Consider the following 21,028-nt stretch of genomic DNA (forward strand, 5'->3'; position numbering starts at 1 on the left):
TCAAGAGGTTCCCGTGCGTTCCCCCACTCCCTTGCCCGCTGCGATCGCGGCCCTTCTGCTTGCCCAATCGTTGCCCGCGCTCGCCCAGGATGCTGTCAGCCCCACCACGCTGGACGGGGTGCGGGTAACCGGCTCCAAGCGCGATACCCCGTACCTGAAAAGCGATCTGTCGGTCACCGTGCTCAACCGCGAGGCGCTGAAAGAGGCCGGCGTGGTCGAATTCCGCGATCTGGACAAGTTGGCCCCCAACGTGAAGTTCAACGCGATGGGCCAGCTCAGCGACATGTACATCTCCATCCGCGGCATCGAATCCAACCCGTTCCTGGTCAACCGCGCGTCGGTCTATATCGATGGCATTCCGTTCAAGGAACTGAGCAACGCGGTGCTGAACCAGGTGGAATCGGTGGAGGTGCTGCGCGGCCCGCAGGGCACGCTGTACGGCGCCAACAGTGAATCGGGTCTGGTGCTGGTCAAGACCAAGGGCCCGACCGATGCCATGGAAGGCGAGCTGAACCTGCGCAGCACGTGGTTCAGCAACGGCAATGGCAACAGCCTCGATGGCTTCGTGTCCGGGCCGCTGGGCAAGCGCGGCAACCTCTCTGGTTCGGTCGCCTTCATGGCGTCGGACGAGGACAGCTTCCTGCGCAATCTCACGCCGTTCAATAGCACCGAAGGCAAGGTGCGCGAGCAGTACGTGCAGGGCAAGCTGCGCTGGCAGCCCAGCGATTTCGTTACCGTGAATGCCTTGGCCTACCACCTGCGCACACGTGCGCCGGGCATGTTCGAGTACGAGTACCTGCCGCTGGATGTGGGCCTGTACAACCGCACCTACGGCGCGCGCCTCAACGGCGGGCGCCAGGCCGGTGACTTCACGTACATCAACGATGCGCCCAAGCGCACCGAGAAGGATGAGACGGTGGCGGGCCTGAGTGCGCAATGGCAGTTGGAAGCCGGTACGTTCGACGTGGCCGCGTCCTACCGCACCCACGAGGACGTTTCGGCGGGCTACGACTTCGACATGACCGAGAGCGCGGCACTGGCCGGGCGCACCTACGACAAGCAGGACGCCTGGAATGCAGAGGCCCGGTTCAGCTCGCCGGATGACCAGGCGCTGACCTGGATGGCCGGCGTTTCCACCTACCGCACCGACAAGGATTCGATCCTGGGCACCTTCGTCGGCCCGATCACCCGTGGCTTGAACAGCTACAACCTGGCACCCCGGCAGACCGCCAAGGGCCGGGACTACAGCGTGTTCGCCACGGCCAGCTACACCTTCCCCGCCGTGCCGAAGTTGACCGCCAGCCTGGGCCTGCGCCACGAGCAGGCGCGCCGTTCCACCGAACAGCGTGCCGGTTCGCTGGACCTGGCCGAAGGTGGGCTGGTGCTGTACCGCGACGCCGCGCTGGAACACACCTTCCATGCCACCCTGCCGCGCGTGTCACTGCGCTACGACGCCACCGACAACCTCTCGTTCTACGCCGCCTCGGCCAAGGGCTATATCCCCGGCGGTTTCAATCTGGCCGCCGCGCAGAGCGATGTAGTGAATGACAAGGTGCTGCGCTACGAATCGGAAATGATGTGGAGCCACGAACTGGGCTTCAAGATGAACGTTGGCGGTGGCCGCGGCCATATCGGCGGCGCGCTGTTCCACATCACCTCGGACAACTGGCAGGAAATCCAGGTGGCCACCGATGCCAACGGGCGCCCGATCTCGTCGGATTACGTGGGTTCGGACGCGTCGATCCGCTCGCGCGGTGCCGAACTGGAAGGTGCCTATGAGCTGGCGCCGGGCTTCACCCTGACCGCCAACGTGGGCTATGTGGATGCGAAGTACACCAAGCTCTGGGCCACGGCGGACGAAAACCTGGCCGGCAACCGGGTGAAGCTGACGCCGCATTACACGGGCTATCTGGCGGCACGCTACCAGCACCCGTCCGGTGTCTTCGGGCGGGTGGAATCGGCGTTCACCGGGTCCAGCGCGCTGGATGAGCGCAACCGTGCCTACCAGCCGGCCGTGGCCATCATCGGGCTGCAGGTGGGCTACGAACATGGCCCCTGGACCGGGCGCCTGTTCGTGCAGAACCTGACCAACAAGCGGCGCGTGAACGGGTTGATCTTCGACAACCTGGCCTTCGGGCGCGACGGCAACTACTACGGGCCGATTGATAGCCCGCGTACTGTGGGTGCCGAACTGAGCATGAGCTTCTAGGCCTCACGCGAAAACGGCGGTGCATTAGAGAAACTGCACCGCCGCTGGCTATCGAAGGATGCGGGACACCCTCAACGAATCCCCGCAAGCTCCTCACGCACGATCTGCGCACCCGCACTCAGCGCCCGCAGCTTGCCGCGCGCCACCTCACGCGGCAGCGGCGCCATGCCGCAGTTGGTGCAGGGGTACAGCTTGTCGGCATCCACAAACTGCAGCGCTTTGCGCAAGGTGTTGGCCACTTCTTCCGGCGTTTCCACCGTGCTGGACGCCACGTCGATCGCGCCCACCATCACCTTCTTGCCGCGCACCAGTTCAATCAGGTCGATCGGCACATGCGAGTTGTGGCATTCCAGCGAGATCAGATCGATGCTGGATTTCTGCAGTTTGGGGAACGATTCTTCGTACTGCCGCCATTCCGAACCCAGCGTCTGCTTCCAATCGGTGTTGGCCTTGATGCCGTAGCCGTAGCAGATGTGCACGGCGGTCTGGCATTTCAGGCCCTCGATGGCACGCTCCAGGGTGGCCACGCCCCAGTCGTTCACCTCGTCGAAGAATACGTTGAATGCCGGTTCGTCGAACTGGATGATGTCCACGCCGGCCGCTTCCAGTTCCTTCGCTTCCTCGTTGAGGATCTTCGCGAATTCCCAGGCAAGCTTTTCGCGGCTCTTGTAGTGCGCGTCGTACAGCGTGTCGATCATGGTCATCGGGCCGGGCAGGGCCCACTTGATCGGCTGTGCGGTCTGCCGGCGCAGGAACTTGGCGTCTTCCACGAACACCGCCTTCGGCCGGCTGACCGCGCCCACCACGGTGGGCACGCTGGCGTCGTAGCGGTTGCGGATGCGCACGGTTTCGCGCTTGTCGAAATCCACGCCGTCCAGGTGTTCAATGAAGGTGGTGACGAAGTGCTGCCGGGTCTGTTCGCCGTCGCTAACGATATCGATGCCGGCGTGCTGCTGTTCCTGCAGGGACAGGCGCAGCGCGTCCTGCTTGCCCTCGGTCAGCGCGTCATCCTGCAGTTTCCAGGGCGACCAGAGCTTTTCAGGCTCGGCAAGCCACGACGGCTTGGGCAGGCTTCCGGCGGTGGAGGTCGGCAGTAGTTTCTTCATCGGTATCGGGGTCTTGTGTCCTGGGGAGGGGAATCGAGTGAACAGCGATCAGCGCGCAGCCCACTGCTCAAGCACGCTGCGGTAGGGCTTGATGAAGTGCTCTTCGGTGAAGCGGCCCTGCTTCACGGCCAGTTGGCTGCGCTCTTCGCGGTCGTAGACGATGCGGGTGGACGAATAATCCTGGTGCTTCAGGCTGGGCTGGTAGACCTTGCCGGCCACCGAATTGGCGTTGTAGATCTCCGGGCGGTAGATCTTCTGGAAGGCCTCCATCACGCTGATGGTGCCGATCAGTTCCAGGTTGGAGTAATCGCCCAGCAGGTCACCCTGGAAATAGAACGCCAGCGGCGCAACGCTGCCCGGCGGCATGAAGTAGCGCACCTGCAGGCCCATCTTGTCGAAGTACTGGTCGGTGGGCGAGAACTCACCCTGGCGGTATTCCACGCCCAGAATGGGGTGGTGGTTCTCGGTGCGGTGGTAGGTCTTGCTGCTGGAAACGCTGATGCAGATGACCGGCGCCTTGCTGAACTGCGCGCGGTAGACGTCGGACTGCAGGAAATGCTTGAACAGCTTGCCGTGCAGATCGCCGAAGCCTTCGGGAATGGCGAAGCTGTCCTTGCCCTCGTTGCTGGCCGGCAGCACCACGCTGAAATCGTAGTCACGCACGTACGAGGAGAAATTGTTGCCGACGATGCCTTCGGTGCGCGCGCCGGTGTGCGTATCCACCAGGGTGGGGCGCAGCACTTCGATCAGCGGGAACGGGTCGCTGCCATCGCTGCCGTCGATATGCATCTCCACCGAAATGATGTCCAGCTCCACCACGTAGCGATCGGCGTTCGGGTTGTCCCAGTGCGCCAGATCATTGCAGCGGTTGTTGATCATGCTCAGCGTGTTGCGCAGGTTCTGCTGCCGCGCCGCGCCGCGTGCCAGGTTGGCGAAGTTGGTGGTGATGCGGGTGCCGTCGGCCGGCTGGTAATCCTCGTTGAATGGGATGCGCGTGATGCTGAAGGTAAAGGTGTCTGTACTCATGGGCGGCATTCCGGTTCAGAGGGTTTCAAGGGTGGCGGCGGGCTGCGGCGCGGGGCGGTGGGACAGCGCCAGCAGCGGCAGGGCGCGCTGCACGGCCAGTTCGGCGCGCTGCAGCAGGGCCGGGTCGTGTACGCGGCCGTCGGCGAAGTCCTTGTCGGTGGCGTACACCCCCAGCGGCAGGGTGCGGGCCTGGAAGAAGCTGAAAAGCGGCCGCAACTGGTGGTCGATCATCAGCGCGTGGCGCTCGCTGCCCCCGGTGGCGGCCAGCAGGATGGGGGTGTCGACCAGCGCGTCCTGCTGGATGAAATCGAAGAAGTGCTTGAACAGGCCGGTGTACGAGCCGCGGTAGACCGGCGTGGCGACCACCAGCACATCGGCCTGTTCAACCGCAGCCAGTGCCTGCTCCGCGCTGTCAGGCAACTGCGAACGCCAGAGCGCCCCTGCCAGTTGCGGCGCCAGTTCGCCCAGTTCAATCAGCTGCGGCTGGCTGGGCAGGTGGTCGCCCAGCAGGTCCAGCAGGTGTTCGCACAGGGTGGCCGCCCGCGAGGGGCGCTGCAGGCCGCCGGACACGGCGACGATTCGGAGGGGGCGGTGGGGAGAAAGCATGACCCGATGCTAGTCAGGGCGTTCCATGACGTAAAATGGTTTTACTTCACACATCCATGAGCGGGGCTCATAGACATGCTGGAACGCATTCACCTCAGCATCGTCCAGCAGGTTGAACTGCAGGGCTCGCTCACCGCCGCCGCCGGGGTGCTGAACCTGACCCAGTCGGCGCTGAGCCACAGCATGAAGAAGCTGGAACAGCAGCTGGGCACCGATGTCTGGCTGCGCGAGGGCCGCAACCTGCGCCTGACCCAGGCCGGCCAGTACCTGTTGGCCGTGGCCAACCGCGTGCTGCCGCAGCTGGACCTGGCCGAAGAGCGGCTGGGCCAGTTCGCCCAGGGCGAGCGCGGCTCGCTGCGCATCGGCATGGAATGCCACCCCTGCTACCAGTGGCTGCTGAAGATCGTGTCGCCCTACCTGGCCGCCTGGCCCGATGTAGATGTGGACGTGAAGCAGAAGTTCCAGTTCGGCGGCATCGGCGCGCTGTTCGGCTACGAGATCGACCTGCTGGTGACCCCCGACCCGCTGCTGAAGCCGGGCCTGACCTTCGTGCCGGTGTTCGATTACGAGCAGGTGCTGGTGGTGGCCAGCAACCATCCGCTGGCCAAGGGGGACCATGTAAAGCCGCGCCAGCTGACCCAGGAAGTGCTGATCAGCTACCCGGTGCCATTCGAGCGGTTGGATATCTACAACCAGTTCCTGCTGCCGGCGGGGGTGACCCCGCGCCGCCACAAGGCGATTGAAACCACCGACATCATGATGCAGATGGTGGCCAGCGGCCGTGGCGTGGCGGCCATGCCGCGCTGGCTGGTGGAAGAGTACGCCGCACGCATGGACGTGGTGCCGGTGCGCCTGGGCGCGAAGGGCATTCCCAAGCAGATCTACCTGGGCGCGCGCGAGTCGGATACCGCCATCGATTATCTGCGGGCTTTCGTGGACTTGGCACGCGGCAGTTCGGCGGTCGCGCGCGCGCACGGGGTTGGCTGATGTCCATGGAACGCGGGGCGCGGGCGCGGGCCTTCCTGGATGCGTGTTCGTGGGAAGTGAGCGCCAAGGCCGTGCAGGCCCTGCGCGCCGAGGCCGCACGCATCGCGCCGGGCACCACCATCTCCATTCCCTACCTGGCCAGCGAAGACGACGAGGCGCGGCTGGCTGCGGCACGGACCATTCGCGAGCTGGGCTTCCAGCCGATGCCACACCTGTCGGCACGCCGCATCGGCACGCAGGCCGCGCTGGAACGTTTCATCCAGCGGGCAGTGGGCGAGGCCGGCGTGGAGCGCTGCCTGGTGATTGCCGGCGATCTGGCGGAGCCGGCCGGGCCGTTCGCCGACAGCACGGCGATCATCGAAACCGGTCTGCTGGAACGCGCCGGCATCAAGGTGGTGGCCGTAGGCGGGCACCCGGAAACCCACCCGGTCATGACCGCCGCGCAGCGCTGGCAGGTGCTGGAGCACAAGTGCCAGCGCATTGAAGCGCACGGCATGGCGCCGTGGATCATCACCCAGTTCGCATTTGATGCCGAAATAGTGCTGGCCTGGTTGAATGCACTGCGCGCTCGCGGCATTGCGCACCCGGTTCTGGTGGGCATTCCCGGGCCGGCGAGCGTGACGCGGCTGGTGCGCTACGCGGCCATGTGCGGGGTCGGCGCGAGCACGACCATGCTGGCCCGCTACGGCATTTCCCTGGGCCGCCTGCTGGGGTCGGCAGGGCCGGACCGGTTTGTGGACAAGCTGCTGGCCGGACTGGGCGACGAGCTTGGCCCGGTCAGCCCGCATCTGTTCCCCTTCGGCGGCATCGCGCCGTCGCTGGACTGGGTGCAGCAGTACCGGCGCAACGCCCGGTCAGGGTAAGCGGCTGACACCTGTCACTTGTGGGGGTTTCGTGCAGGACCATAATCGAGGCGTCAGATAACCGCAGCACGCCCTCAACCTGCCGACAAGGAATTCCCCGCAATGATCATGCAGATTCTCTCGCACACCCCGCTCTGGGTCTGGGCGCTGCTGGCCTTCCTGGTGTACCGCGGCGTCGCCGCCATGAAGCCGGGTGAGAGTTCGCTGGTGCGGCTGGCGATCGTGCCGGCCCTGTTCCTTGCCTGGGGCGCATGGTCCATCAGCCATCGCTACGGTGGCTCGCTGCAGGCGTGGGGTGAATGGCTGGTCGGCATCGCTGCCGGCGCGGCCATCGGCTGGCTGCTGCTGCGCCGCGCGACGCTGGCGCTGAACCCGGCTACCGGCAAGCTGCGCCGCAGCCCGGACTACAGCCTGCTGCCGCTGCTGCTGGTCACCTTCCTGGTGAAGTACGGGTTTGAAGTGGCCTTCGCGGTGTCGCCGGCGCTGGCAGGCCATGCCGGGTTCACTGCGGCGTACCTGCTGACCTCGGGTGGCTTTGCCGGCATTTTCCTGGGCAAGTTCTGTCGGTACGTGGTGGCGGTGCGGCGCGGTGCGGGTGGTGGCGCGCTGGGTGTGGCTGGTTGATCGGGCGCCGCGATCGCAGCGATGCGTGCAAGAATTCTTTGTGAATTCGTTATGGAGCCGCACAGGCGACCAGGTTGGCAACACACGCAGAGCTGCCCTACGACGTTGGGCCCCAAAAACAAACCGCAGCGGATGCCGATTGGCGCCGTTGCTTGATTCCAGAGTCAAGCCCGTCAATGAAAATTCTCTATAAGTACCGGGCGCTCAGTGAGCGTACAAGCGAAATCATTCGTAAGAAGAAGGTCTGGTTGGCCAAGCCGTCATCGCTGAACGACCCCAACGAGTGCAGATTCGAGCCCCCTGACCCGGCTCAGGTCAGAAAGGTAGTGGCCGACGTCAAGAACGCTCAGTTGGCGGGATTCATCGCAGATGCTGCTCTCGCTCAGAAAGACGGGAGAAGCTTTTTCACCCTGAGAGGGCGGGCCATCAATCGCCTTCTGAGCAGGATCAAGAAATCATCGGGTCTTGATAAGAAGCATAAGGTCGCGCAGGGTTTTCTGAAGGAAGTCGGTACGCCCGGGTTCTCCGATCCGTACGATCAACCCAATTCCATAGATCGGATTGTTGAGAGGGTTGGCATATTCAGCCTTTCGGAGGACCCCCTCAACATGCTTATGTGGTCGCACTATGGGGATTCCCACAAGGGCGTAGCACTTGGCTTCGCTGCTTCCACCGGATCGCGATTGGCGGACCCAAAGTTCTGTCAGTCCGTTCGCTATGAGGATGGTGCGATGGCGTTCGATTTCAGTGTGGGACGCTTGACAGGAGTTGCCGTAATTAGAGATCCCAACGGGACAATGAGAACAGAGGGATATGTGCAGATTGATGATAGGCAGATCCAGAACGCCCTGTTCACCAAGACCACTGATTGGGCCTACGAAAAGGAGTGGCGCTACTACGAGCCAACCTTCGGCGAATACGATCACCCGGGTGAGCTCGTCGAGGTGATTTTTGGGCTGAACCTGCCACTCAAGGAGCAGGAAGAATTTGCCCTCCTTTGCCGTGAGAGTCTCGGAGACAGCGTAACGTTCAGGTGCGTGACTCGCCCGAATGGTACGCAGAAACTGGAGTTGCGAGATGCTGCCGCTTAACGATTACTTCGAGTTGGATGCGTGGCGCAGAACCATTGGAGGTACCAGGGGCTGGGGGCGATTGCGTGCAGAGGTCGTTGCCATTAGACCGTTTTCACGCACTCGCCTTGCCGCGATCCAGTTGCCGGTAACCGATGGCCTCGGCAAGATGCGCGGTCTGGATGGTCTCGCTGCCGGCCAGATCGGCAATAGTGCGCGCGACGCGCAGAATGCGGTGCATCGCCCGCGCCGATAGCTGCAGCCGTTCGATGGCCTGTTCCAGCAGATCCTGGTCGGCTTCGCTCAGCCGCGTGCAGATGCGCAGCGTGGCGGGCGGCAGATGGGCATTCAGCCCCCCGCGTTCCCGCTGCTTGGCGTGTGCTGATTCAACCCGTGCGCGTACCGTGGCGCTGGGTTCGCCCAGTGGCGTGCTCTCGCGCAGTTCCACCGCATCCAGCCGTGACACGCTGATATGCAGGTCGATGCGATCCAGCAGCGGGCCCGACACGCGCGCGCGATAGCGGGTGATGCGCTCATCGCTGCACAGACAGCGATTGCTGCGGTCCCCGGCCCAGCCGCAGGGGCAGGGGTTCATCGCGGCCACCAGCTGGAATCGCGCGGGGTACTGCACGCTGCGCGCCGCACGCGCGATGCGGATATGGCCCGACTCCAGCGGCTCGCGCAGGGTTTCCAGTGCGCTGCGGTTCCACTCGGGCAGTTCGTCCAGGAACAGCACGCCGTGATGTGCCAGGGAAATCTCGCCGGGGCAGGGGGGATTGCCGCCACCGACCAGTGCGGCGGCGCTGGCGCTGTGGTGCGGGGAACGAAACGGCCGCTGCCGCCAGCGCCGGGGGTCCAGGCCTTCGCCACTGACCGATGCAATGGCAGCCAACTGCAGCGCCTCGGCCTCGTCGGTATCGGGCAGCAGGCTGGGCAGGCGCGAGGCCAGCAGGGTCTTGCCGCAGCCGGGGCTGCCGATCAGCAGCAGATGGTGGCCACCGGCGGCCGCCACTTCCAACGCGCGCCGTGCATGCGCCTGCCCACGCACGTCCGCCAGATCGGGCAGCGGCAGCGGCGTGGTGTCCACGCGCTGCACCGGTGGCAGCAGGCGCGGATTGCTCAGGCCCGCGCAGCATTCCAACAGGGTGCGGGCCACGCGCACATCGGCGTGCTCGGCCAGCGCGGCCTCGGCGGCGTTGCCGGGTGGCACCACCAGGATGCGTCCCGCTTCGGCGGCGGCAATGGCGGCAGGCAGCGCGCCACTGACCGGACGCAGCTCACCGGTCAGGCCCAGTTCGCCAAGGAATTCGTACTGCAGCAGCGATTGCGGATCGACCTGACCGCTGGCAGCCAGGATGCCCAGCGCGATGGCCAGATCGTAGCGGCCGCCCTCCTTGGGCAGATCGGCTGGGGCCAGGTTCAAGGTGATGCGCCGCTGCGGAAAGTCGAAGCGCGCGCAGAGCAGGGCTGCACGCACGCGTTCGCGCGACTCGCGCACGCTGGCTTCGGCCAGGCCGACAATCTGGGTGACCGGCAAGCCGCCGGACAGATGCACTTCCACCCGCACCAGCGGCGCATCGACCCCGGCGCGGGCGCGGCTGTGGACCAGAGCCAGGCTCATGTGTGGTTTCCTGCGGGGGAGCGCTTGATGGTGGGGGAAGCGCTGGGTGGGAAACCATCGGGGATTGCGGGTGGAGGGGATAGGGGGATTCTGGGTGCCCACGGTACGGGTACCGATCGCTCGGTCTAGTCGCACCATGACGGTGGAGTCGGCGGTCCTCTTTTCCTACAGAGCCTTCAGACAGATCGTATTGCTGGGCAAAACCGAACGAAGGCCTACACACCTGTGCCGATGTGAATTTGAAGTCGGGAGCCGCTGGTCTGACTGCAGCGGAAACTTGCAACTACTACAAGCATCTGCCACGAGGGACTATTCTTTGCCGAATTCTGGAAAGGTGAGTGCCCTGGCATGAAATCCATAGCACTTTGGAGAATGAAGCGCCAAGCGAAGAGCAGTGGTCTGCGCGTCGTTGGCAACTTCTTGATCGCATTTCATACGCCGGATGTCATCTCAGGCTTCGCGCTGGATCCTGCTCCATCCTCCACCTACATATGGACCTTTGTAGTTCCGACCTATGATGATTTGTCCTTCCTGCACATGTCTTTAGGTCAGCGAATCGCAAGCGCGGAAGTGGACAAAGATTTCTTCTGCGGGATGCATAAGGCGCACGCCAATAAGCTTGAGCCGGTGAGGACGGCGGCAGATCTATTGGTCTATGTCGACGGCCTTGACTTCACCAGCGACTACTCGGAGTGGATAAAATACATATCCGCCATCCGGCTTGGCGATTTCGCTGCGGCAGATGCCACGCTGAAGAGACTTTTGAATTCGCCAATCTCCGATCTGGTTCAGCGTAAATTGGATGCAGTTCTTTGTTCTTTGAGGGATGGTGGCGAGTCCGGCGCACAGCATCTCCTGGGAAGTTGGTCTCGTCAGACGGCGCGCTTGGTGGGCTTTGGCGATCGTTAGGATCAAATGGCAATGAATGGATTCGTTGCGATTGGTTTGCTGGGGTGTCTCCGAGGCGGCAAATGCTGCGGGCAAGGCGCCGGCTTCCTTTGCCTGAGCCGGGCTGCGCTCCTGGAATGATAGCCGTGGGGCTTTCATGGGAAGGCAAGTCATGTAGACGGCTCCGGGGAAGCACCTTCTCTTGGACGGTCTTTGCGTGGACGGCGGGATCCAGTTGACCGTCAGTAGTCTCATAAACGGAACTTCCCTCGTGCCCGGAAGTATTCTGAAAGCTCTCTGTCTCCCACCCACACAGTCTTTGATGCAGCACGGAACATCAAAGATTCTCGCGCCGTGGCCTGTTCAACGGCCAGCGGATCGCCGCTGGCTTCGGCCACTTTGGTTTCCTTTCCTGCGCCCAGAGCAAACCTCTCGAGCGCATCCTCCAGCGCCCAGATTGCCTGCTCGATTACGGGTATGCCCGTAGACGGCTTTTCGGCTACGTGGTTCAACGCAGACTGCAATTTTTGAATATGCTCCGGGTAGTCCTTGAGCATCTCGCGCAGTCGCTGGGGAACGGGAGGTGGTGTGGCGTGCCGCATGGCAGCTCCCTTGTGTGTTCAGGCGTTTACGTTCAGCGAAACGAACTGCTTGGGCTGAGTATATGCACGAGTGCTGAACTCCAGCCGCGACGCTGGTCACGTCGTGTGACAAGCTCACTCCGGCAGTGACGCCTACGGAGTCGGCCCCGCTACCGCGTGGGTAGGTTGTGGGTGAGGCCTGTCCCCCACGGGCTTGGTGCCGAGCTGCTTCCGGAATATTGGCTGATTGCGACAGCATGGCGGGCGATGCGATTGTTCCCATCACTGCCGCCAAGCCTCTGCGCCGCTGGTTCGCAAGATGCTCAAGATGGCGCGCTTTGTGTTGGCCGAGACGGCTGGCCGGCATGATGCGATTGGTCTCCGGCATTGACGGGCACGCGCCTAACGAGCCTCCAAATGCCTCCCAACCAGACAACGCTCACTCTCAGCCACCGACCCACCCGGCTCCATCCGCTTCTCGATCCATGACGGCCCCGCCCGCTCCGTCAGCAACCAGCTGTCGTTCTGATAGATCGTCATCCAACGCACGAAACTGGCGCGTAGGTTCTCGATATCCGGCGCGCGCATCTGCGCATCACCCGGCATTCGGATCACCACGCGCGCGGCCGTGTTCTCCACGTCCAACACCTGCACGCCTCTGCACAGGATCTCGAATGACACCGGGCCAGCGCCGCCATCACGCGCACGCAACTCAAACCCCTGTCGCCTCTTCAACGTAACGAAGGCGAGCGCATTGCTGTGCAATTGGCGGTAATCCACCGGCTGCAGCTTCTGGTACGACCACACCTGTTCGCTGGCCGGCGCGGGCCAGGCGACCCACACGGTGCCGAACAGCGCGATGCAGGCGGCAACAGCGGTAAACGCGTTCCTCTTCATGCGCTTACTCCCGTGGCCGCAGGCGTTCGTGGATGAATGCCGTCAGCGCGACATCTGCCATTACCAGGCCCTCCATCACGCGGTCGCCCACGTACTGATCGGGCTCGCCGTTCTGCCGTGTGCGCTCGGCGGCCAGCAGCAGTTCCTGCACGATGCGCTGGCCGGTCAGGGCGCAGTCGGCGTCGGCCAGGGCGATCTGCCGGCTGCGCAACGGGTGGCGTTCGGGCCAGGGCTGGCCGTCGGCGGCAGCACCGGCGCCGATGCTGTGCAGCACGGCGATCAGGCTGTTGGGATCACGCGCTGGGGTGGGCGAGGGCGCTTCCTGGATGGGACGCGGTGGCGGGGAGTGTGGCGTGGTCATGGCTGGCTCCGTGCATGCAGGCAGAAGCCGCCACCGATAGAGGTGGCGGACGATGCGTGGCTCGAAAACCGGTTGCTGTTGAGGCCGGCGGGTACAAGACCCCCACGCACCGCCCGCCATAGCCGGCAGACGGATTGCCAGCCGGCACCACGCGCGGTGGTGCCGGCTGACAAGCGTAAACAACAACAGCAAACCGGGTTTTCGACGCCCGACCACCCGTTTTCGGTGGCCCTACCAGAGTTGCCAGATGTTGTTGGAGATGCCAAGGGGTTGGGGTCAAAGACGCCAAAGCCCTGGTCGCTTTCGGCATTGTGGCACAGCGTGGAACGGCGTCGAGAGCCTTGCAGGGCAGCGCTTCTGCAAGGATTGGACGTTATGTGTCGGACTTTCCACTATGAGGCATCTGACTGTGGCAGATGCGACATCGACCGCGCTGCTACCGGCGGTAGCCATGGCCCAAAGTAACGGCGGCATTGCACCGCCGCCTCGTTTACTCCGCGCTGCCGCGCCCTTCCAGTTCGCGCACCGTGGCTTCCAGCGCATCCAGCTTTTCGCGGGTCTTCAACAGCACCGCACGCTGCACTTCAAACTCCTCGCGGGTAACCAGGTCCAGCTTGGCCAGGCCGGCCTGCAGCGCGCTCTTGAAGGTGGCCTGCAGTTCCTCGCGCGATTCGCGCAGGCCCGGCGGCACCAGGTCGCTCAGGCGGCGGGCAAGGTCATCCAGTTGGTTCAGGTCGATCATGGGGGTACTCCGGGGTGCGGGCGGGCCGTGCAGGCCACAAGGATACTGCCGGGCCGGTCGCCCGCACAGGCGTGGGCGGTTTCGCACCGGGCGCGTTCAGGCGCTATCCTCCACGCCGGAATACAGGAGATTGGCGATGAAGATGGTCATGGCGGTAATCAAGCCGTTCAAGCTCGACGACGTGCGCGAAGCGCTGGCCGAGCGCGGAGTGACCGGCATTACGGTAACCGAGGTGAAGGGCTTTGGTCGGCAGAAGGGCCATACCGAGCTGTACCGCGGCGCCGAGTACGTGGTCGATTTCCTGCCGAAGGTGAAGCTGGAAGTGGCGGTGACCGACGACCAGGTGGAGGCCGTGGTGGAATCGATCGTGAAGGCCGCAGGCACCGGCAAGATCGGCGACGGCAAGGTATTCGTGTACGACCTGGGCAGCGTGGTGCGTATTCGTACGGGTGAACTGGACGCTGACGCGCTGTAAGGGGGGGGCGTGTGGGCGGTGGGGTGTCGAACCGCGACTGGTTGCGGGAACGCTACGGGGTAGAGTCGACTGTCAGTCGACTGCTCTTCCCGTCCGTGACCGAAATGTCCGCGCTGCGCGCGATAGTCGACTGACAGTGGACTCTACGGGGCGGTGCGCATCACGCGGTCGATCCAGTCGGCATAGCGCGAAATGCGCACGTTGTGCACCACCTGCCCGTAGTAGCCGGCTTCAAGCGCATGCTCGGGCACTGCGGTGATCCACGAACCCAGGCCGATCAGCTGCCAGCCCTGAGCGTCGCGGATCATCAATGGCCCGCCGCTGTCACCGCTGCCGAGCACGCCTTCCAGCGGCAGGCCGCCGCTGGGGCCGTCGAATCGATACCAGAGATAGCGATCGTTGCCGCCGGTCACCGCGTTTTCCGCGCGGCGCAGTACGCCGCGGTGCGATCCACCCGGCACCAGCCCGGTCATGCCGGTGCCCGTGGCGCCCTTGCCGACCAGGGTAGCGATCTTTCCCGCTTCGTCGTGCCCGCGATAGAGGCGAACCGGCGCAACGTCGCTGACCGGTGCGGCCAGCTGGATCAGGGCGATGTCATCGGAGGCGGCGAGGAAAGCATGGATGGGGCCTGGGTTGCCTGACGCCAGCGCCGCCTGGCCAAGCGCATCGGGCATGCGCCGGTAACCGGGATGCACGAACACGCGCTCGACACGGTACGGGTGACCGTTGATCTGCACCTCGGCGTCCATGCCTTCCATGGGCGCGGCGTGTGCGGCCGTCACCACCCAGCGCGGCGCGATCAGGGCGCCGTGGCCCTCGCCGGGCAGGTCGGCCAGGGCCGGGAATTCGGAGGCCGGTACGCGGTAGGCGCTGTCATCCACATCGCTGCGGATGACGATGGCGCCGGCGGTGAGGGGAAGGGTAGCCAGGGCGAGTAGGAGCCAGCGGCGCATGGTTCGGTGCAGTCCTGTGCATGGAAGGCGATGACCCTAGCCGGGATTGGCTGGCGCGAACACCCATGTGCGACGAAGTGCCCTTCCGGCGTGATCAACCCGGCGGAATGAGGGGTGGCGACTGCCACTCCGGTAGACGGAGTGCGCGGCGGGTGCGCGGCGCCTGCAGCGCTAGCGCGATGGGATGGTGGAGCGCGATGGGACGTCGGAACGCGATGGGATGCCCGAACGCGACAGGATGTCGGAATGCTACGGGATGCCGGAATGCGACGGGGTAGAGTCGACTGTTAGTCGACTAACGCGCGCAGCGCGGGCATTTCGGTCACGGATGGGAAGAGCAGTCGACTAACAGTCGACTCTACCCCGCCAGGCATTCCATCCCCGCCAAGCATTCCATCCCGTCAAACATTCAATGCCGCCAGGCCATCCACCCACCCGGCCGCCAAAAGCGCTTAACGCTGCTTCGCCCACTTATAGAACCGCTTCCAGCTCTGGCGCACGGCGGACACCCAGCCCGGGTCCGCCACCAGGGCGGCCTGCGCGGCGCTCGGGGCCTGGCCGGTCACGCGCTGGCGCATCTTCAGCAGGTTCTTCATGTCGCTGCGGCTCAGCTGGCGGCTGAGCGGGTTGCGGCGCAGCCAGCGCGGTACGCGCCAGGCCGAGGTGAAGTCCAGCAGCACCGGCACGCCGGCGCTCACCACCACATTGGTGCCGTGCAGGTCGTTGTGGGTGATGCCGGCGGCGTGCAGGCGGCTGAGGGCGTGCTGCAGTTGTTCGAACACGTCGTTGCCCACCGCCTGGGCGGTGCTCAGGGTCTGGCCGGGAATGAATTCCATGCCCAGCGCCAGGCCGCCCAAGGTGCCCAGCAGGGCCGGGGCGTGCTTCCAGCCACCCAGGCGCTGCAGCATGCGCGCTTCGCGGCGCACCATCAGGCGCGCGATCAGCGAAACCGGCGTGCCACGGTAACGGGAATAGTCCTTCACCACGGCCGGACGGCCGTCCATGAAGGTGCGGTAGACGTCCGGGGCCAGGAAACGATCGCCGCGCTTGAGCAGCAGCGGGGCCACGGCGTCATCGCCGCAGGACGGGGAGGGGGAGGCAGAGAGATTCATGTGCGGGGTCTCGGACGACCCGGTGGGCGGCGCTGAGCGTCAAGCGAACCGGTACGACTGGGGGGATTAGCTAAACTTTCGTTAAGTGCAATTTTAGTACCGCCGAGTTCGCTATTCCACGGTTTGTCGTAGAAATGTCGGGGTCGTGGCTGGAACAGTTCGTCGCGCAGGGTCGGACAATTCTGTCTCAGTTATCCAATATGTCTTTACCTATCAATGTGTTGTGTGGCATCAGTGCGGCCCGGTGCGTGGCGGGCAGGAGGTCGTGGGCCTTGGGCAGCGCCTACCGCCAGCTGCTGAACCTGACTCACGCGCGTCTTGACCACGGCCCACCGGCTGCCGACCATAAGCTGTTAATCCGCGACATCGGCGGCCGCTCCCACCCGGCACGTCACCGTCCCCTGCCGCGTCCCCAACCTGGTGCTGGCCGCGCGGCCGCATCGTTCGTTTCCCTGTCCGGCACCCGCTGGAGGAAAGTGTTTTGATCATCAAGATTGTCCTGGCAGCGCTGTTCGTGGCCTGCGTGCTGTACATCCATTTCCGCGGCAAGGTCCGCGCGCGCTGGTCGCGCCAGTTGCTGGACCATTCCAGCTTCATGGCCCCGATCAACGTGATCATGTACCTGTTCTCGAAGGTGCCGACCACGCCGTTCCTGGACCCGGGCAAGGAGCTGCCGCAGCTGGAACCGCTGCGCCAGAACTGGCAGGTGATCCGCGATGAGGCGCTGGCGCTGCGCGATGCGCAGAAGATCGCCGCCTCCAGCAGCTACAACGATGCCGGCTTCAATTCGTTCTTCCGCCGTGGCTGGAAGCGCTTCTACCTGAAGTGGTACGGCCCGTCGCACCCGTCGGCCAAGGCCATGTGCCCGAAGACCGTGGCGCTGATCGAATCGATTCCCGATGTGCGCGCGGCGATGTTCGCGCAGCTGCCGCCGGGCAGCGAGCTGCGCCCGCACCGCGATCCGTTCGCCGGTTCGCTGCGCCTGCACCTGGGCCTGAGCACGCCCAACGACGATGGCTGCTACATCGTGGTGGACGGGGTGAAGAAGAGCTGGCGCGATGGCGAGTGGATGATGTTCGACGAGACCTACATCCACCATGCGCACAACGAGACCGACCAGGACCGCGTGATTCTGTTCTGCGATATCGCCCGCCCGCTGCGCTTCGGCCTGCCGGGCCTGTTCAACCGCGCCGTGGCGGCCACGTTGCTGGCCGGCGGTGCATCGCCGAACCTGCCCGGTGACCCGACCGGTGGCGTGAACAAGGCTTTCGGTGGCCTGTACAAGGTGCGCCTGAAGGCCAAGGCACTGCGCGAACGCAGCGTGGTGGCCTACCAGGTAATCAAGTGGGGCCTGGTGGTAGCGGTGATTGCCGGTATCTGGGCGATCTGATCGAACGGTCGCCGGAAACGATGCGCGCCGGATCGTAGAGTCGAGCTTGCTCGACTGCTCTACGGCTGGGTGCAGAAGCAGTCGAGCAAGCTCGACTCTACGGAAACAAGAAACCCGCGCTGTCGCCAGCGCGGGTTTTTGTTTGGATCAACCCTTCAGTGCGGCCTGCACGAACGGCGGGGTCACCAGCACGCCGGTGTGCAGCGCGGCGGTGTAGTACAGGGTGTTGAAGGTCTTGGCGGCCGAATCGGCCTGGCGGAAGTCGAAACCGCTCTCGCCCTTGCGGGCCATGGTCACGCTCCACCAGCCGGTGGGGTAGCACGGCTGCGGGAACGGCAGGGTCTTGAACGAGCCGAAGCCGGCCTTGCCCATTTCCGTGCGCATTTCGTTGATCAGCTCCAGCTGCATCAGCGGCGATTCGGACTGCTGCACCAGGATGCCGTCGTCCTTCAGGGCCTTGAAGCAGCTTTCGTAGAAGGCCTTGTTGAACAGACCTTCGCCCGGGCCGACCGGGTCGGTCGAGTCCACGATCACCACGTCCACGCTGCCGGCCGGGCAGTTGGCCATGTAGGCCACGCCGTCGTCGAACAGCAGCTCGGCACGGGCGTCATCGTTGGAATCGCACAGTTCCGGGAAGTGCTTGCGCGCCATCACGGTGACCTGCTCGTCGATATCGCACTGGGTCACGCTCTCCACGCCGCGGTGCTTGAGCACTTCGCGCAGGGTGCCGCAGTCGCCGCCACCGATGATGACCACGCGCTTGGGCGCGGCGTGGGTGAACAGCACCGGGTGGCTGATCATCTCGTGGTAGAAGAAGTTGTCCTTGCTGGTCAGCATGATGGCCCCGTCGATGGTCATCAGGTTGCCCCAGTCGGTGGTCTGGAAGATTTCGATCTTCTGGAACGGCGACTGCACTTCGTCCAGCTTGCCGGTGATGCGGTAGCCGATGGCCGAGCCAGTGCGTTCGAAGTGTTCGATGTACCAGTTGCTGCTGTCAGTCATGGAGATACGGTCCTGTTCGGAGGGGATGGAGCCGGGCTGACGGCGGGGTGCCTCGCTTCCGGACGGATCGGCCCGTTCAGGTTCAGACCTGCCACGGGCGCGGGCGCGCATGATAACGAACCTGTGGGCATATAGGCGTTATCATGCCCCCCCTTTTATTTGCCACAAGGCCGACTGCAATGACCGATTGGTCCCTCGACCAAGCCCGCAAGACCTACTCGATCCCGCATTGGGCGGATGGTTATTTCGATGTGGATCAGGCCGGGCACATGGTGGTGAGACCGACCGGGGCGGACGGCCCGGTGGTATCGCTGCCCAAGGTGGTGGACGCCGCGCGTGAAGGCGGCGCCAAGCTGCCGCTGCTGGTGCGCTTCCCGGACATCCTGGGCCAGCGCCTGGGCAAGCTGCAGGCGGCCTTCGCCCAGGCCCAGCAGGACTGGGATTACACCGGCGGCTACACCGCCGTGTACCCGATCAAGGTGAACCAGCACCGCGGTGTGGCCGGCACGCTGGCCAGCCACCACGGTGAAGGCTTCGGCCTGGAAGCGGGCAGCAAGCCCGAACTGATGGCCGTGCTGGCGCTGTCGCGCCCGGGTGGCCTGATCGTCTGCAACGGCTACAAGGACCGCGAGTACATCCGCCTGGCCCTGATTGGCCGCAAGCTGGGCCTGCAGACCTTCATCGTGATCGAGAAGCCGTCCGAGCTGAAGCTGGTGCTGGAGGAATCCAAGGCACTGGACGTGAAGCCGGGCCTGGGCGTGCGCATGCGCCTGGCTTCGCTGGGCGCCGGCAAGTGGCAGAACAGCGGTGGCGACAAGGCCAAGTTCGGCCTGTCCCCGCGCCAGCTGCTGGACCTGTGGAAGTCGCTGCGCGATACCGAATACGCCGACTGCCTGAGCCTGCTGCATTTCCACATGGGCTCGCAGATTTCCAACGTGCGCGACATCGCCAACGGCATGCGCGAGGCCACCCGCTACTTCGTCGAGCTGTCGCAGCTGGGCGCGAAGATCACCCACGTGGACGTGGGTGGCGGCCTGGGTGTGGATTACGAAGGCACCCGTTCGCGCAGCTTCTGCTCGATCAACTACGGCCTGCATTCCTACGCCAGCAACATCGTGCAGCCGCTGGCCAATGCCTGCGAAGAACACGGCCTGACCCCGCCGCGCATCGTGACCGAGTGCGGCCGCGCGATGACCGCGCACCACGCGGTGCTGATCGCCAACGTGTCTGAAGTGGAGCAGGCGCAGGAAGGCCGCGTGCCCGACGCACACGTCGACGAGCCGGCCTCGATCCGCCACCTGCGCGAGATCCACGAGGAACTGGACGTGCGCCCGGCGGTGGAACTGTTCCAGGAAGCGCAGCATTTCCATGCCGAAGGCCTGGCCAGCTACGCGCTGGGCCAGATCGACCTGCCGCAGCGTGCGCGCATCGACGATCTGTTCTACGCCATCGCCCACGGCGTGCGCGCGCGCCTGAGCTACGACGAAAAGAGCCACCGCCCGGCGCTGGATGAACTGAACGAGCGCCTGGTGGACAAGTACTTCGTCAACTTCAGCGTGTTCGAATCGATTCCCGATGCCTGGGCGATCGACCAGGTGTTCCCGATCGTGCCGATCGAGCGCCTGAACGAGACCCCCGACCGCCGCGGCATCATCGCCGACATGACCTGCGATTCGGACGGCATGGTGAAGACCTATGTCGAGAACGAAAGCCTGGACACCTCGCTGCCGCTGCACGCGATCAAGCACGGTGAAAGCTACCGCATCGGTTTCTTCATGGTCGGTGCCTACCAGGAAATCCTGGGCGACATCCACAACCTGTTCGGCGATACCGACGCGGTGGAAGTGGTGGCCGATGCCGATGGCTACGCGATCACCCAGCAGCGCCGCGGTGATACCACCGACGTGATGCTGGACTACGTGGGCTACAAGCTGGACGACCTGCGTGCGGCCTACGCCCAGCGCGTGGCGGCGGCCGATGTGTCGCCGGAGCGTGCGCAGGAACTGTCCGAGGCGCTGGAAGCGGGCCTGACCGGCTACACCTACCTGTCCGACGAACCGCTGGTCTGATGTTCATGGGAACGCCGGGCCTGGCCCGGCGCTACCGGTCTTGGTGAGCCTCGCCCGATGAGCGCCCGTGCGATCTTCCATCTGTTCCTGCATGCCGCCGTGCCAGCCCTGTTGGCATGGCTGTTCTGGCGCAAGCGCTTTGCCTCGGCGTGGCTGTTGATGCTGCTGGGCTGGATCATCGATCTGGACCATCTGCTGGCCGACCCGATCTACGCGCCGAACCGCTGCAGCATCGGTTTCCATCCGCTGCACACTGCACCGGCGATTGCGGTATATGCCGGCCTGTGCGTGCCGAAGAAAACCCGGCTGGTGGGCATCGGGCTGATGATCCACATCGTGCTGGACGCCATTGATTGCTGGTGGATGCACCACCGCTGACGGCCAGCGCCGCGAACCGCCGGGGGGGGGGGGGGGGGGGGGGGGGGGGGGGGGGGGGGGGGGGGGGG

At 64.6% G+C, this 21,028-nt stretch carries 21 protein-coding genes; 10 read left to right on the plus strand and 11 right to left on the minus strand.

Annotation, left to right across the window (positions count from 1 at the left end; genetic code table 11):
• Positions 1-70 precede the first annotated feature (70 nt).
• Positions 71-2,209: a TonB-dependent receptor gene (locus IAE58_RS10220; RefSeq protein WP_199933806.1), complete on the plus strand. Its 2,139-nt coding sequence runs from the start codon at positions 71-73 to the stop codon at positions 2,207-2,209.
• Between the two features lie 71 nt (positions 2,210-2,280).
• Here the strand turns inward: IAE58_RS10220 and IAE58_RS10225 are convergent, their stop codons facing one another.
• Genes IAE58_RS10225 through msuE form a run of 3 tightly spaced genes read right to left on the minus strand, consistent with a single transcriptional unit; the run spans position 2,281 to position 4,947 of the window.
• Entirely contained in the window at positions 2,281-3,315 is a 1,035-nt protein-coding gene (locus tag IAE58_RS10225; RefSeq protein WP_108751186.1) for a methionine synthase, read from the minus strand.
• 48 nt (positions 3,316-3,363) lie between these two features.
• Positions 3,364-4,341 carry a DUF1852 domain-containing protein gene (locus IAE58_RS10230; protein WP_199933805.1) on the minus strand — a complete coding sequence of 326 codons (978 nt, stop codon included), beginning with the start codon at positions 4,339-4,341 and terminating at the stop codon, positions 3,364-3,366.
• A 15-nt stretch (positions 4,342-4,356) separates the two neighbouring features.
• Entirely contained in the window at positions 4,357-4,947 is a 591-nt protein-coding gene (msuE, locus tag IAE58_RS10235; protein WP_199933804.1) for an FMN reductase, read from the minus strand.
• Between the two features lie 75 nt (positions 4,948-5,022).
• Between msuE and IAE58_RS10240 the strand changes: the two genes are divergently transcribed.
• From IAE58_RS10240 to IAE58_RS10255, 4 genes are all read left to right on the plus strand, one after another.
• Positions 5,023-5,934 (plus strand): LysR family transcriptional regulator, encoded by a 912-nt coding sequence (locus tag IAE58_RS10240; protein ID WP_199933803.1) that lies wholly within the window; start codon positions 5,023-5,025, stop codon positions 5,932-5,934.
• A complete protein-coding gene (locus tag IAE58_RS10245; RefSeq protein WP_199933802.1) occupies positions 5,934-6,797 on the plus strand; it encodes a methylenetetrahydrofolate reductase in 864 nt (287 codons plus the stop codon). Before IAE58_RS10240 ends, IAE58_RS10245 begins: the two co-directional genes overlap by 1 nt.
• Before the next feature lie 102 nt (positions 6,798-6,899).
• Positions 6,900-7,421 (plus strand): DUF6622 family protein, encoded by a 522-nt coding sequence (locus IAE58_RS10250; RefSeq protein ID WP_199933801.1) that lies wholly within the window; start codon positions 6,900-6,902, stop codon positions 7,419-7,421.
• Between the two features lie 176 nt (positions 7,422-7,597).
• Entirely contained in the window at positions 7,598-8,512 is a 915-nt protein-coding gene (locus IAE58_RS10255) for a DUF2971 domain-containing protein (RefSeq protein WP_199933800.1), read from the plus strand.
• A 94-nt stretch (positions 8,513-8,606) separates the two neighbouring features.
• Here the strand turns inward: IAE58_RS10255 and IAE58_RS10260 are convergent, their stop codons facing one another.
• A complete protein-coding gene (locus tag IAE58_RS10260; RefSeq protein ID WP_199933799.1) occupies positions 8,607-10,112 on the minus strand; it encodes a YifB family Mg chelatase-like AAA ATPase in 1,506 nt (501 codons plus the stop codon).
• Between the two features lie 348 nt (positions 10,113-10,460).
• Between IAE58_RS10260 and IAE58_RS10265 the strand changes: the two genes are divergently transcribed.
• The gene (locus IAE58_RS10265; RefSeq protein WP_199933798.1) at positions 10,461-11,021 is read left to right on the plus strand and encodes a hypothetical protein; all 561 of its coding nucleotides are present in this window, start codon (positions 10,461-10,463) and stop codon (positions 11,019-11,021) included.
• A 230-nt stretch (positions 11,022-11,251) separates the two neighbouring features.
• On the opposite strand, the gene IAE58_RS10270 is transcribed toward IAE58_RS10265, so the two are convergent.
• The 4 genes from IAE58_RS10270 to IAE58_RS10285 form a co-directional block, all read right to left on the minus strand.
• On the minus strand, positions 11,252-11,557 hold the full coding sequence (locus IAE58_RS10270; protein WP_199933797.1) for a hypothetical protein: 306 nt from the start codon (positions 11,555-11,557) through the stop codon (positions 11,252-11,254).
• A 426-nt stretch (positions 11,558-11,983) separates the two neighbouring features.
• Positions 11,984-12,478 (minus strand): cold-shock protein, encoded by a 495-nt coding sequence (locus IAE58_RS10275; protein WP_199933796.1) that lies wholly within the window; start codon positions 12,476-12,478, stop codon positions 11,984-11,986.
• A gap of 4 nt (positions 12,479-12,482) precedes the next feature.
• A complete protein-coding gene (locus tag IAE58_RS10280; protein WP_108757410.1) occupies positions 12,483-12,839 on the minus strand; it encodes a hypothetical protein in 357 nt (118 codons plus the stop codon).
• A 490-nt stretch (positions 12,840-13,329) separates the two neighbouring features.
• Positions 13,330-13,581, minus strand: coding sequence for an accessory factor UbiK family protein (locus tag IAE58_RS10285; protein ID WP_108754433.1), 252 nt, complete (start codon positions 13,579-13,581; stop codon positions 13,330-13,332).
• A gap of 136 nt (positions 13,582-13,717) precedes the next feature.
• Here IAE58_RS10285 and IAE58_RS10290 point away from each other — a divergent pair, with 136 nt between their 5' ends.
• Complete coding sequence (locus tag IAE58_RS10290) at positions 13,718-14,056, plus strand: P-II family nitrogen regulator (protein ID WP_108751139.1); 339 nt, start codon at positions 13,718-13,720, stop codon at positions 14,054-14,056.
• Positions 14,057-14,199: 143 nt separating this feature from the next.
• Here the strand turns inward: IAE58_RS10290 and IAE58_RS10295 are convergent, their stop codons facing one another.
• Both IAE58_RS10295 and IAE58_RS10300 read right to left on the minus strand, forming a co-directional pair.
• On the minus strand, positions 14,200-15,009 hold the full coding sequence (locus tag IAE58_RS10295) for a trypsin-like serine protease (RefSeq protein WP_199934799.1): 810 nt from the start codon (positions 15,007-15,009) through the stop codon (positions 14,200-14,202).
• A gap of 452 nt (positions 15,010-15,461) precedes the next feature.
• Positions 15,462-16,121, minus strand: a complete 660-nt coding sequence (locus IAE58_RS10300; protein ID WP_199933021.1) for an RIO1 family regulatory kinase/ATPase — start codon at positions 16,119-16,121, stop codon at positions 15,462-15,464.
• Between the two features lie 484 nt (positions 16,122-16,605).
• Between IAE58_RS10300 and IAE58_RS10305 the strand changes: the two genes are divergently transcribed.
• Complete coding sequence (locus IAE58_RS10305) at positions 16,606-17,511, plus strand: aspartyl/asparaginyl beta-hydroxylase domain-containing protein (RefSeq protein ID WP_199911456.1); 906 nt, start codon at positions 16,606-16,608, stop codon at positions 17,509-17,511.
• Positions 17,512-17,658: 147 nt separating this feature from the next.
• Here the strand turns inward: IAE58_RS10305 and speE are convergent, their stop codons facing one another.
• On the minus strand, positions 17,659-18,513 hold the full coding sequence (speE, locus tag IAE58_RS10310) for a polyamine aminopropyltransferase (RefSeq protein WP_108754428.1): 855 nt from the start codon (positions 18,511-18,513) through the stop codon (positions 17,659-17,661).
• A gap of 179 nt (positions 18,514-18,692) precedes the next feature.
• Between speE and speA the strand changes: the two genes are divergently transcribed.
• Positions 18,693-20,582, plus strand: a complete 1,890-nt coding sequence (speA, locus tag IAE58_RS10315; RefSeq protein ID WP_199933020.1) for an arginine decarboxylase — start codon at positions 18,693-18,695, stop codon at positions 20,580-20,582.
• Positions 20,583-20,639: 57 nt separating this feature from the next.
• A complete protein-coding gene (locus IAE58_RS10320) occupies positions 20,640-20,960 on the plus strand; it encodes a DUF6122 family protein (RefSeq protein ID WP_012512348.1) in 321 nt (106 codons plus the stop codon).
• The last annotated feature ends 68 nt before the right edge of the window (positions 20,961-21,028 follow it).

The sequence above is a fragment of the Stenotrophomonas sp. S49 genome (genome assembly GCF_016624905.1).
In the GTDB taxonomy this organism is placed as follows: domain Bacteria; phylum Pseudomonadota; class Gammaproteobacteria; order Xanthomonadales; family Xanthomonadaceae; genus Stenotrophomonas.